12 protein-coding genes are annotated in these 11,942 nt (G+C 44.2%); 8 read left to right on the top strand and 4 right to left on the bottom strand.

Translation table 11 applies throughout. The annotated features are described in order from the left end of the window. Nucleotides 1–201: 201 nt before the first annotated feature. Nucleotides 202–336, bottom strand: a complete 135-nt coding sequence (locus tag AC805_RS27200) for a hypothetical protein (protein WP_009627327.1) — start codon at nt 334–336, stop codon at nt 202–204. A 130-nt stretch (nt 337–466) separates the two neighbouring features. Between AC805_RS27200 and AC805_RS22625 the strand changes: the two genes are divergently transcribed. The 5 genes from AC805_RS22625 to hmpF all read left to right on the top strand — a co-directional run bounded on the left by AC805_RS22625 (nt 467) and on the right by hmpF (nt 5,278). Then, on the top strand, nt 467–868 hold the full coding sequence (locus AC805_RS22625) for an endonuclease (protein WP_055077504.1): 402 nt from the start codon (nt 467–469) through the stop codon (nt 866–868). Between the two features lie 274 nt (nt 869–1,142). Next, nucleotides 1,143–1,898 (top strand): hypothetical protein, encoded by a 756-nt coding sequence (locus AC805_RS22620; RefSeq protein WP_055077503.1) that lies wholly within the window; start codon nt 1,143–1,145, stop codon nt 1,896–1,898. Between the two features lie 308 nt (nt 1,899–2,206). Continuing rightward, complete coding sequence (locus AC805_RS22615) at nt 2,207–2,392, top strand: hypothetical protein (protein ID WP_009626726.1); 186 nt, start codon at nt 2,207–2,209, stop codon at nt 2,390–2,392. Beyond that, on the top strand, nt 2,392–3,417 hold the full coding sequence (locus AC805_RS22610) for an ABC transporter permease (protein ID WP_055077502.1): 1,026 nt from the start codon (nt 2,392–2,394) through the stop codon (nt 3,415–3,417). Before AC805_RS22615 ends, AC805_RS22610 begins: the two co-directional genes overlap by 1 nt. A 172-nt stretch (nt 3,418–3,589) precedes the next feature. Beyond that, the gene (hmpF, locus tag AC805_RS22605) at nt 3,590–5,278 is read left to right on the top strand and encodes a pilus motility taxis protein HmpF (protein WP_055077501.1); all 1,689 of its coding nucleotides are present in this window, start codon (nt 3,590–3,592) and stop codon (nt 5,276–5,278) included. 202 nt (nt 5,279–5,480) lie between these two features. On the opposite strand, the gene AC805_RS22600 is transcribed toward hmpF, so the two are convergent. Continuing rightward, nucleotides 5,481–5,963: a peptidylprolyl isomerase gene (locus AC805_RS22600; protein WP_055077500.1), complete on the bottom strand. Its 483-nt coding sequence runs from the start codon at nt 5,961–5,963 to the stop codon at nt 5,481–5,483. Nucleotides 5,964–6,145: 182 nt separating this feature from the next. Here AC805_RS22600 and AC805_RS22595 point away from each other — a divergent pair, with 182 nt between their 5' ends. The 3 genes from AC805_RS22595 (at nt 6,146) to trxB (ending at nt 8,885) form a co-directional block, all read left to right on the top strand. Further along, nucleotides 6,146–6,469 (top strand): phasin family protein, encoded by a 324-nt coding sequence (locus tag AC805_RS22595; protein WP_009626722.1) that lies wholly within the window; start codon nt 6,146–6,148, stop codon nt 6,467–6,469. A gap of 3 nt (nt 6,470–6,472) precedes the next feature. Continuing rightward, the gene (gene rsmI, locus AC805_RS22590) at nt 6,473–7,312 is read left to right on the top strand and encodes a 16S rRNA (cytidine(1402)-2'-O)-methyltransferase (RefSeq protein WP_055077499.1); all 840 of its coding nucleotides are present in this window, start codon (nt 6,473–6,475) and stop codon (nt 7,310–7,312) included. Between the two features lie 607 nt (nt 7,313–7,919). Continuing rightward, entirely contained in the window at nt 7,920–8,885 is a 966-nt protein-coding gene (gene trxB, locus AC805_RS22585; protein WP_055077498.1) for a thioredoxin-disulfide reductase, read from the top strand. Nucleotides 8,886–9,034: 149 nt separating this feature from the next. Here trxB and trpB read toward each other — a convergent pair whose 3' ends face one another. After that, nucleotides 9,035–10,267, bottom strand: a complete 1,233-nt coding sequence (gene trpB / locus AC805_RS22580) for a tryptophan synthase subunit beta (RefSeq protein ID WP_055077497.1) — start codon at nt 10,265–10,267, stop codon at nt 9,035–9,037. Between the two features lie 102 nt (nt 10,268–10,369). Next, the gene (gene aroC, locus AC805_RS22575) at nt 10,370–11,452 is read right to left on the bottom strand and encodes a chorismate synthase (RefSeq protein WP_055077496.1); all 1,083 of its coding nucleotides are present in this window, start codon (nt 11,450–11,452) and stop codon (nt 10,370–10,372) included. Nucleotides 11,453–11,942: the final 490 nt, after the last annotated feature.

Below are 11,942 nucleotides of genomic sequence, written 5' to 3'. Positions count from 1 at the left end.
TATAGATAATTCAAATAAAAACTACAGCTTCGACTTCGCTCAGCTAGCTTACACCGAGGGCTGAGCGAAGTCGAAGCCCGTCTACAAGTTATTTAAAACGACTATAAGCCCAATTACCAAGCAAAACCATAAATAATCACAAAAAATAATCGCAAAGAAAAAGCGGCGCACAGCACCGCTTTTTCTTAGTTAAACGTAAGTTTAGACGTAGGCGGTCTGAAATCCCCACCAGAGGAGGAACCCGATCGCGCTCAAAACGACAATGCTAGATAGCATGATTGATAGGGGGCTGTCGGCATTTTCAAACTTCATGATGCCGCGATTAAAATCTGACATATAAGCAAAACCTAACTAGACAATTTAGATTACTTAACCAAAACAGTTTATTTATAGCTCAACTTCGATAGCGATCGCATAAAAGTAGCAAAATATCTAGGAATAAGCACTTTAGGATAGTAAATCACTTATGTTTGACTGGCTACGCATTTTTTGGTTGCCATCTAAGTCCATCAACAAGCTTAAGGAATTACCCAAACATGCAGGAGTTTATTACATCACCGCTCTGTGGATTGTTTTGTATGTTGGCAAAACTAAAAATCTCCGCAATCGATGGAAAAATGACCACCATCGTTATCAGCAGTTTAGGATTTTGCATCCCTTTGGCAGAATCCATTACAAGGTTTTAGCAATGGAGCAGATCGATGCTTATGAGAAATCGGAAATTAGTCGATTTCGCCCCAAGTGGAACGGGACGGCAAGGGTTACTTTTTGGAATTTACTATGTTTGTTTATAGCTGTGTGGGGAAGATTGACAATTTATATTCTGTTGCTTTTACTGGCGATCGCAACCCTGATTTATTTTCTGTAGATGAGCTAAGTAACTTTTACTTTTGGGCTTTGAGAAAGGGTTTACGTAGTAAACCCTTTCTCAAAGCCAGTTTTAAAACCTTGCGAGATGGGGAAACTAGATAAAGAATGTATCAATGTAAGATTTGCTTAGGACATAAAACCCTAAAGACGAGTGGCGGCGCTTCGCGCCGCCACTCGTCTTCAGGGTTTTATCTTGCGTTGCTATAGAAAGCAATATTTTGGGGAGGTTTTATTGGGAGGTTTTATACTGACAACAAACATCTATGGAGCTTATGTTGCTAACACCGAGATCTGTAAAGAGTCGATTTCGAGCTATTTTTACAAGTATTTTGCTTACTGCCCCACCCAATTTGCCCGATCGCCTAGAACCCATAATTGAACTAATAATTAATGACAACCTCAATCCGCTCAAAACGACCGAAAAAAATGAAAAAATAGATTTAACTCAGATAGATTTGACTATAACTGCGATCGGCATCGGAGCCTATTGGCATCAGGATCTACAGGAAATGCGATCGCGTCTACTAGCATTACAAACCTATAGCAAAGCCGATATTCAAGAATTAGTATTAGCCTACGTCATCGCCTTAGCCTGTCTAGGTGAATTACATCCCCGATTGCTTATTAATCATATCTGTGATGATTTTCAACAAAGGATCGCGTTAAGCAGTACCCCTCAATTGCAACAGCAATGTTTAGCTCAGCTACAACTCGCGCAGCAATTTGTAGAGTGTGGCGCAAGTACGATCGCATCCCATCGGGAAAAGGGTCTATCGGATGCGATCGCCAGTAGTTTGTACTACTTTTTGAGTACCCATCATAGTTGGCGCATAGTGACTACCCGCGCCCAAAGACATCCACAACCTAATCAGCTCCAAGTTACCATCCAATCAGGAGCGATCGCCGCCGCCTATCTGGGGGATGTTAGCGATCCTACAGATCGAGATCAAGCAAATTTCTCCAAAACATCTGCCAAAGCCATAATATTGGGCGATCGGCTATGGTCGGCATGGGTAGGTTTGTTCTAAGCCTCAAAAATTCATAGAATTAGACGTTGCGGCGCGAAGCGCCGCAACGTCTAATTCTTGGTTTTGTATGTCTATTTCTTTGGTAATCCCAAGAAGAGTGCGGTGGCGCAAAGCACACTCTAAATTCTATGTGCCGAGAACCGTCTATCCACATAATACCAATTCCCAAAAGTGTGGCTACACTTTTGGGAATTGAAAACCAAACCCAGTAAGGGTTTTCAAAGCTCAAAATGGCGTAGCCATTTTGAGCTTTGGTATAACCTATTTGTTGGTGCTAAATTAGATAGTTAATCAAGGGAGATCTACATATGCCAACACTCATTGGAATTTTGGTAACAGTCGCTTATGTATTTGGAGTTGTAAAATTTTTACAAGGTTTTCGACGTACCGACTTTTCTGGCAATCAAATTGGACTAGCATTACTTTGGCCAGTTCTCTTTGCCATGAATGGCAATTACCGTAAAAATTTTTTCAAAGCGCTTAAAGGCTCCTAATGACTTGGTGGAAACGACTCCGAGCCAATCCTCTTGCTTGGATTGGCATTATCATTTTGACGTTTTTTTACGCTGCGTCTTTATTTGCTGATTTCATGACCCCTTATGGTGTCAATGAATCCGTTAAAAATGGTGCTTTACTCCCGCCAACACAAATATATTGGCACGATCGCCAAGGTCAATATATTGGCGCTCACGTCTATCCTACGACTCAGGGTAAGGTCGATATGGAAACAGGCGATCGCGCCTTGATCGTTGATTACACCCAGCCCTCCCAGATCCAGCTCTTTAAAGCGGGACATTTGTTTAAGACCAGTAACGCGCCGCTTAATCTACTGGGAACCGACGAACAGGGACGCGACCAATTAACGCGACTTCTGCATGGCGGTAGAATTAGCCTGTTAATTGGCTTTATCGGTACAATTATTTCCTATACCATTGGTTGCCTTGTCGGGGGTATTTCTGGATATATTGGCGGTTGGCTTGATGTAGTTTTAATGCGCTTTGTTGAAGTTCTGATGTCAGTGCCTTCAATTTATCTGTTAGTAGCATTAGCTGCAATTTTGCCGCCTCAAATCAGTAATACTCAAAGATTCGCATTAATTATCGCCATAATTTCGTTTGTGTCATGGTCGGGTTTAGCAAGAATAATTCGCGGACAAGTGTTGTCTATCAAAGAACAAACTTTCATTTTGGCGGCTCGTGCGTCGGGAGCCAGCCCATTACGAATTATTATCAAGCATGTTTTACCCCAGACCATCACATTTATCATCATTTCGGCAACCCTCGATATCCCCCGATTTATAGTTGTAGAGGCGGTCTTAAGCCTTGTGGGACTCGGGATTCAGCCCCCCGATCCCTCATGGGGTAATATGCTGTCTTTGTCTACCAATGCCTCGATTGTCATTCTTCAACCTTGGCTAGTGTGGGCTCCAGCATTAGCAATCGTATTGACGGTGCTATCATTTAATCTCTTGGGTGATAGTTTACGCGATGCCCTTGACCCAAAAAACATTAGGCAATAGACTTTTCACAAAAACGTCCTGATAGTCTTAAAAAATATATCGCCAAAATGCTTAGGCAATTAGGTAGTATGAGACTAGGATTTAGGCTATTTTGTATTGTTTGTGACGGGTTTTTGCTCTTTCGTCATGTCAATCTGAAAGTCAGCATCAGCAAAATAGGAGTATATTCAGCGTGCAGTACTTAGCGGAACTTCAAAAAACTCAAGCAGCTTTTGGATTAGGTGGTAATTCTTCAATCCGTTTGTTAGCACGTAATACGGGCGAAAATGTTTGGCAGCCGATTACGAACGAGCAGGTTTTACCAATTCAAGATTCAAGCCAAGCCAAAGATTTTAAAGATGGTCAGATGGTAGTTGCCGAGGTTACGGGCAGTAACCAAGTGCAAAGCGTGCAAGACGCTTCTAGAAAAATTGTCAACATTTTGCAAGCCTTTTCGCGATCGCAGGACAAGTATAAAGCTGCTGAAGAAGAAGTTGAACAGTGGAAGCAATCTCTTAATTTTCAAAGTCAAGTACTGCACCGCCGCGAGCAAGAATTAGAGCAAAAGGAATTAGAATTAGAACATCTCGATACAAGAAAGCAAGAAATCGAAGAGTTAGAAGCCAAGCTAGCTAAAGAACGTAGCGAAATTGAAAATGTAAGAGCAGGCATTGAAACCGAACGGGGTCAGTTTGAAGCTAAGGCAGCAGCTTTAACGGTCGAGCAAGCCGAAAATATCAAAGCTCTAATCTCTCAATTATCGACAAATTTTACAAATCCAGATTCCCTAAGAAATAGGGTTCATAGTGCGCTTGATTTAATAAATAAACGCCAAGAGGTACTCACGGAATTTTGGCAAGGTTTAGATGGTCTCAAAAATGAGGCTGAGAAACAAAAGGGAATTCTAGCCAAATCAACGGAGGAGCTTAACAATCGTAAAAATCAATGGCAACAAACTCAAATTGCCTTAGCTGATGCTCAAGCGGAGTTAAAAGCGCAGCGTGGCATTCTCAAGCTACAAGAGAATAATATAGCGATGTCTAGGTTGCAGTTGGATGCCCAGATCGATCTATACGAGCAAACTTCTAATGCGATCGAGTCTTTGGGGGGACCAGGCAGCATAGAAGTATTGAGTCCCGAAGAAGAAAGTCGTTTACAGTCAATGACGATCGAAGAGTTGGAATCCACTATTAAGGCTCTACAAGCAGATTTCGATCGCTTAGTAAATTATGTTAGCGCCCAAGAAGATGAGTTAGCTGGACTTGAGGGCGAAATTGCCGATATCCAAAGTCAGGTAGAAACAGCCGATCAGTTTGCCAGAATAGAGCTAGAAAGCAATAAAGAATTTGTGGAGGAACAATATAATCTTCTGGAGGAAAGCGTTTCAGGTATGAGACGCGGGATGCAGGAACGTTTGTCCGTATTAAATCAACAGAAGGCGATTCTAGATCGTCGTAAAGGGATTACCGTTGAGGAGAGTCCCGTTCAGAGCCTATTGCCACTGCTTTCCCAAATTGAGGCGCAAAAAAATCGCCAAGAGCAAGAATTGATGAAGATGGAAAGTCAAATTGAGGCGGTGAGAAATTATACGCAGCAACAGCAAGAAGTGCTTGGCAAGCAAACTCAGGATCATTTACAACAAGAGCAAGCGATTCGTGCCTCCGAAGCCCAGCAGCAAGATCGGATTAGACTTGTTGCTGAGATGCTAGGGCAAATTAGTGCTCAAGAAAAGCTTTTGCGTCCTGTACAGGATATTGTTGACACATTGCGACCTCAGTTAGAAGGAGCAATCCAAGACTTAGGAAATATGTCCAATGGGAATAACTCTTCACAGGTATTAGCCGATTTACAATCGATTATTCAGAGTCTAGTTGCTTCCTGAAAAAACTAATTAGGACATAAACCGCAAAAGGCAATTGGCGGCGCAAAGCGCCACCAATTGCCTTTTGCGGTTTGCCTCTCTTTTATACCAAGTTAAGAAATGGCTACGCCATTTCTTAACTTGGTTTTCAAAACCCAAGAAGGGAATGGCGGCGCTTTGCGCCGCCATTCCCTTCTTGGGTTTTAATACAGAGCGGCTTGATTTAATCTTCGATTTTAATCGAGATAATTTTATCGCCACGACGGATAGCTTGAGCTACTTCCGTATCTTCGGTATAACCAAAAGCTGCATATTGCCCATCTAAGAAAGAGGCATCACCAAGGGTAATAAAAAATTGGCTAGTGGCACTATTGGGATCGTTAGTGCGTGCCATGGAGAATACGCCCGCCTTATTGTGCTTAATCACTGGTTTTTTTCCACCAGTTAAAATTTTGCCAAGGGTTGCTTCGCTGTCACCTTCGGCAAAAATTTCCAATTTGATGCGATCGCCCGAACCGCCAGTCCCATTACCAAGCGGATCGCCCCCTTGGATCACAAATCCTGGTTCGACGCGATGAAAAGTCAGCCCATCGTAAAAGCCGTGCTTAGATAGATCTACGAAATTTTTGACAGTGATCGGAGCGTGCAGATCGTCTAACTCAGCACGAATTGTTCCTTTATCGGTCTCTATTACTGCACGAATCATAAGTACGCTTACCAGAAAGTTTTTGACAATTTAAAAGCAGTTTAAAGTATAGCAATCGTCAAGGTGTTTCAAATATATCGATATGCTTAAAGTCTGGGCAAAGTCTGAGCAATTCATGAATTGCTCAGACTTTTGTTTAGTATGATGGAGTTTATAGATCGGCTTTGAGGATCGTACGGATTATGGATAGCAATAATTTGCTCAAACAATTACTCATGCTTGGTGTCGGCACAACTTCCCTTGTTTTAGAAAAAATCAAAGAAGCCAGTGAAGATTGGGTCAAAGATGGCAAAATCGATCCCGATCAAGCCTCCGAAATTCTCAACGATATTGCCAGCCGTCTCAAATCAGAACAGGGAAATTTGGAAACTTTAATTCAGCGCCAAATTCGCAATGTCATGCAAGATTTGGGAGTGCCGCGTCAAAATGAGATGGATGAACTGCGAGGGCGGATCGATCGCCTAGAGCGTCAGGTACGGGAATTAGAAAATAAACAGTGGCGCTAATTAATGAATGATGCGGGAATTCTGTATTTGGTGGGAACACCGATCGGTAATCTAGAGGATATGACTTTTCGGGCGATCGCCATATTAAAACAGGTTGACTTAATCGCTGCTGAGGATACCAGACATACGGGCAAGCTATTACATCACTTTGGTATTGATACCCCGCAAACTAGCTATCACGAGCATAATGCCCATAAGCGCGTCCCTGAATTGGTGGAAAAATTATTACAAGGAATGACGATCGCTTTGGTCACCGATGCAGGGATGCCTGCGATTTCCGATCCTGGAGTAGAACTCGTCCAAGGCTGTATCGCTTCTGGGGTAAAGGTGATCCCGATTCCCGTCGTTACCGCAGGCATCGCCGCCCTTACGGTTTCTGGCTTTGCCACGCAGCATTTTGGCTTTGATGGATTTTTACCAATTGACAAAAAGGAACGGCGCGATCGCTTAGAAATTTTGCGTTTAGAAACCCGCACGATGATTCTCTACGAAGCCCCCCATCGGCTATTACGCACCCTTGAGGATTTAGCAGAGAGTTTTGGCAAAAACAGACGTATCGCGATTGCGCGGGAACTAACGAAGCTCCATGAAGAGTTTTGGCGTGGCTCGATCGAAGGGGCGATCAGTTATTTTACCGATCGCGCTCCGAAGGGAGAATTTACCCTAGTGATCGAGGGAGCTGAACCCAGCTTTAAAAAATCTTGGACAGAAGAAATAATTATCAAAGAGTTACAGAATCTGATCGACTCAGGTGTTTCGCGATCGGAAGCTAGCCGTCAACTGGCAGAACTCGCAGAATTACCGCGTCGGCAAATTTACCAGTTAGCCCTGACCCTACCATAGCTTTATAGCAGTAGCCAGTTATGTTAGGACAAAAACAAAACCCAGAAGAGTGTTGCGGCGCAAAGCGCCGCAACACTCTTCTGGGTTTTATGTCTTAACTTATAACGAGCAGTTTCCCAGATGCTACGCGAGTGCCGCAGTTTTTTAATCTGGATCTTAATTACGCCCAGCTACTTAGTAATACCAATTCACGAAAGTGTAACAACACTTTTGTGAATTGAAAACTAAAACCAGTAAGGTTTTGAGATTCCCAAAATGGCGTTGCCATTTTGGGAATTGGTATAAAAAGTATATTTTCTTAAGTTTAGTGTCAAAAATTATTAACGGATGATCAATTTACATTAGACTCAAAATCCCAAGTATTTTGTATTTACAAATAGTTAAGTGGGGCATACTACAGCAATTTACTAAATCAAAAATCTTGGTTCTGATAACCATATAAAGATTAGTAGGTAATTCAGCATAATTAAAAATCAGAAACTAAAGAGAGTACTGCCCGCTACGCGGGCGATACTCTCTTCTAGATTTTAAGTTTACTAATGCTTAGCTAGTTAATCAGAATTAATGATAATGACTAATGGAAGTTTCATAATTTAGAGGCAAAGTAATGAAGTCTGATGCGATCGCAAATTCCCCAATTAGAAACTTAGTGATCATTGGTTCAGGTCCCGCAGGGCATACAGCGGCGATTTATGCGGGACGCGCCAACCTGAATCCACTGGTATTTGAGGGATTTCAAAAGGGGGGAATTCCTGGTGGACAATTGATGACGACAACGGAAGTCGAAAACTTTCCTGGATTTCCTAATGGCGTTATGGGCGCACAATTGATGCATGACATGAGGGCGCAAGCCTTAAATTGCGGGGCAGAAATGATTATGGAAGATGTCGTTGCTATCGATCTGAGCGATCGCCCTTTTACAATTACCTCTACTTCGCATCAAGTACAAGCCCATAGCCTGATCGTCGCCACAGGTGCGACCGCAAAACGCCTCAATTTGCCCAGCGAGACGCGATATTGGAATCGGGGCATTTCTGCTTGTGCGGTTTGTGACGGAGCCGCTCCCATATTTCGGGGGGTGGAGCTAGCGGTCGTTGGGGGCGGTGATACGGCGGCTGAGGAGGCGATTTTCTTAACAAAATACGGCTCTAAGGTACATTTACTCGTACGAGGAGAGCGTATGAGAGCGAGTAAAATCATGCAGGAGCGCGTTTTCGCTCACCCCAAAATAGTCATCCATTGGCATTCTCTCCCTCTGGATGTGTATGGAGAAGAAATCGTTAAAGGAGTGAAGATCGTGGATACGCGTACTCACGAAGAGCGAGATTTAGCTGTGGGCGGACTATTTTATGCGATCGGACATACCCCTAATACTGATTTATTTGCGGGACAGCTCGAACTCGATCCAACTGGCTACATCATTACGAAAGGGAAATCAACTGCCACAAATATCGCAGGGGTCTATGCCTGTGGTGATGTCCAAGATCGCGAATATCGCCAAGCCATCACCGCCGCTGGCACGGGCTGTATGGCTGCTTTAGAAGCAGAGCGATGGCTTTCCGCTCAGGCTTAAGAGAAGTGGGCTGTGCTTTGCACAGCCCACTTCTCTTTTTGGGATATAGCTATAGGTAATACCAATTCACGAAAACCTAAACCCAGAAGAGAATACCGCCCGCTGCGCGGGCGGTATTCTCTTCTGGGTTTTAACTTAGTAATTTTTTATTAGAGATGTAAATGTTGAATCACGGTATTTACATCTTTATCGCCACGACCAGAACAATTAATGATAATGCGTTGCTCGGGCGTTAATTGTGGACAGAGGGTTTCCAAATAGGCGATCGCATGGGATGTTTCCAAGGCAGGAATAATCCCTTCTAAGCGAGAAAGACGCTGAAATGCATCAAGAGCCTCTTGATCGGTAACGCTATAGTATTCCGCCCGACCTAAATCTTTGAGGTAGCTATGTTCTGGTCCAACCCCTGGATAATCCAAACCAGCGCTAATGGAATGAGCTTCCTGTACCTGTCCTTGTTCATCTTGGAGTAGATAGCTCATTGCTCCATGAAGGACACCAACACGTCCGAGGGTCAAGGTTGCCGCATGGAATTCGGTATTCGTTCCCTTACCTGCCGCCTCTACACCGATCAAGCGGACAGAAGGCTCATCCACAAATTCATGGAATAGTCCCATCGCATTGGAGCCACCACCAACACAGGCCAATAAAATATCTGGCAAGCCACCCCATTTCTCTTGGCTTTGACGACGGCTTTCCTTCCCAATTACCGCATGGAAATCGCGTACGATCATCGGATAGGGATGGGGACCAGCTACGGAACCGAGAATATAATGGGTATCGACCACATTTGTGACCCAGTCACGAATTGCTTCGGAGGTGGCATCCTTGAGAGTTCCAGTACCCGCCTCAACGGGGCGCACTTCCGCACCCATCAATTTCATCCGAAATACATTGAGGGACTGACGCTCCATATCCTGAACGCCCATGTAAATAACACAGTCCAAACCAAATCGAGCACAAACCGTTGCCGTTGCCACACCATGCTGACCCGCACCCGTTTCGGCAATGACCCGTTTTTTGCCCATACGGATAGCAAGGAGTACCTGTGCTAACGCATTATTAATTTTATGAGCGCCCGTATGATTGAGATCTTCGCGCTTGAGGTAAATCTGAGCCGTCCCATAATGTTGTGTCAATCTCTCCGCAAAGTATAGGGGACTGGGTCTGCCCACGTAGTCCCGCAAGTAGCCATCGAGTTCGTTGTTAAAGTCTGGATCGTTTTTGTAATGATAAAAAGCAGTCTCTAGCTCAGTGAGAGCGCTCATGAGCGTCTCAGGAACGTATTTGCCCCCAAAGATCCCAAAGCGTCCCAATGCATCAGGGCGATTTATGAGTTTTGGTTGTACTGTTGTTTTTGGAGCGATCGGCGTTGTGGTCATTGCGGTGAGTTGACTGATGAGTTAGATGAGTTAGCTACTATTAAAACTTGGTTGGCGCGTTTGTGGCGCTGTACTTTAGGATAACAAAATGATTAGGAGGATTTAGAGAGAAATTGCTTTTTGTGCGAGATAGCGATCGCATAGTACTAGAGCCACCATCGCCTCGACCATCGGTACGGCTCGCGGCAATACACAGGGATCGTGGCGACCTCGACCCGTGAGGGTGGTTTCTTCCCCTGACACGGACACTGTTTTTTGCTCTAATAAAATCGTGGCGGTTGGTTTAAAGGCAACACGCAGAATAATATTTTCACCATTGGAAATCCCGCCTTGAATCCCGCCCGAATTATTAGTGCGCGTACGCAGGCGATCGCCTTCCATATAAAACTCATCGTTATGTTCGCGCCCAGTTAAGCGAACGCCATCAAAACCCGATCCAATTTCAAACCCCTTGCTTGCTGGTAGTGACATTACTGCCTTGGCGAGATCTGCTTCTAACTTATCAAATACAGGATCGCCTAAGCCGATCGGGACATTTCGCGCCACACATTCCACAATGCCACCCACCGAATTACCGTCACGGCGGATTTTGTCGATGAAGTCAATCATTTTTGCTGCCATTTCTGGATCGGGACAGCGCAAAATATTGCTTTCTACCTGTTCCATCGTGACCATATTCGGATCGATGTGGGGTGCAACCAAATCTTTGACCTGTTTGACGTAGGCAATAATTTCTACTCCTGCGGCTTGTTTGAGGATTTTTTTGGCGATCACCCCTGCGGCGACTCTGCCAATGGTTTCCCTTGCCGAAGACCGACCGCCACCCTGCCAATTACGAATGCCATATTTTGCTTGATAGGTGGCATCGGCATGGGATGGGCGAAATTTTTCCGCCATTTCTGAATAGTCTTGACTGCGGGCATCTTTGTTTTGCACCAAGATCGTAATGGGAGTGCCCAGAGTTTTGCCTTCAAATACACCAGAGAGGATCTGAGCGCGATCGTCTTCGCGGCGCGGCGTAACAATTTTGCTCTGTCCTGGTTTGCGGCGATCGAGATCTACTTGAATATCAGCTTCGCTCAGTTCCAACTGTGGCGGACATCCATCGACGATCGCCCCCACGCCCCCACCGTGAGATTCCCCAAATGTCGTGACGCGAAACAAATGCCCGAATGTACTGCCCATGTTTAAATATTGAATCCTAAAAATAAATCCTAGCGAATATGCAATGACCAAAAATTGACCGTCAAATGGTCATCAAATAGTCATCAAATGACCATCACTTATTTTATAGTAACTGCCCTCTAATACCAATTCACAAAAGCGTGACAACACTTTTGCAAATTAAATGTGTAAATTAACGTCAGTTCGGGCAAAGCTGGCAAATTTTCAAAGCCCAAAAGTAAAAGCCTTGCTAAGCAAGGCTTTTACTTTTGGATTTTGAAAAAGGGTTTGCATAGCAAACCCTTTTTCAAAACCTGTTTCAAATTATCCCCAACTCACGTTATAACAATTTCCAAAATGGCAACGCCATTTTGGAAATCTCAAAACCTTACTGAGTTTATTTTTTAATTCACTGAAGTGAGCCGACACTTCCCAAGAATTGAGTGGCGGCGCGAAGCGCCGCCACTCAATTCTTGGGGTTTATGTCCTAATACACTTGGCGACAGCTATA

This window comes from Pseudanabaena sp. 'Roaring Creek' (genome assembly GCF_001402795.1).
Taxonomy (GTDB): Bacteria; Cyanobacteriota; Cyanobacteriia; order Pseudanabaenales; family Pseudanabaenaceae; genus Pseudanabaena.
The sequence above is the reverse complement of the archived record's forward strand: the minus strand, read 5'-3'. Positions and strand labels throughout refer to the sequence as shown.

Coding starts and splice junctions, on each gene's coding strand:
- AC805_RS22610 (WP_055077502.1), top strand. CDS start 2,392: ATGACTTGGTGGAAACGACTCCGAGCCAATCCTCTTGCTTGGATTGGC.
- AC805_RS22620 (WP_055077503.1), top strand. CDS start 1,143: ATGTTGCTAACACCGAGATCTGTAAAGAGTCGATTTCGAGCTATTTTT.
- trxB (WP_055077498.1), top strand. CDS start 7,920: ATGAAGTCTGATGCGATCGCAAATTCCCCAATTAGAAACTTAGTGATC.
- AC805_RS22625 (WP_055077504.1), top strand. CDS start 467: ATGTTTGACTGGCTACGCATTTTTTGGTTGCCATCTAAGTCCATCAAC.
- AC805_RS22615 (WP_009626726.1), top strand. CDS start 2,207: ATGCCAACACTCATTGGAATTTTGGTAACAGTCGCTTATGTATTTGGA.
- AC805_RS22595 (WP_009626722.1), top strand. CDS start 6,146: ATGGATAGCAATAATTTGCTCAAACAATTACTCATGCTTGGTGTCGGC.
- AC805_RS27200 (WP_009627327.1), bottom strand. CDS start 336: ATGTCAGATTTTAATCGCGGCATCATGAAGTTTGAAAATGCCGACAGC.
- trpB (WP_055077497.1), bottom strand. CDS start 10,267: ATGACCACAACGCCGATCGCTCCAAAAACAACAGTACAACCAAAACTC.
- rsmI (WP_055077499.1), top strand. CDS start 6,473: ATGAATGATGCGGGAATTCTGTATTTGGTGGGAACACCGATCGGTAAT.
- aroC (WP_055077496.1), bottom strand. CDS start 11,452: ATGGGCAGTACATTCGGGCATTTGTTTCGCGTCACGACATTTGGGGAA.
- AC805_RS22600 (WP_055077500.1), bottom strand. CDS start 5,963: ATGATTCGTGCAGTAATAGAGACCGATAAAGGAACAATTCGTGCTGAG.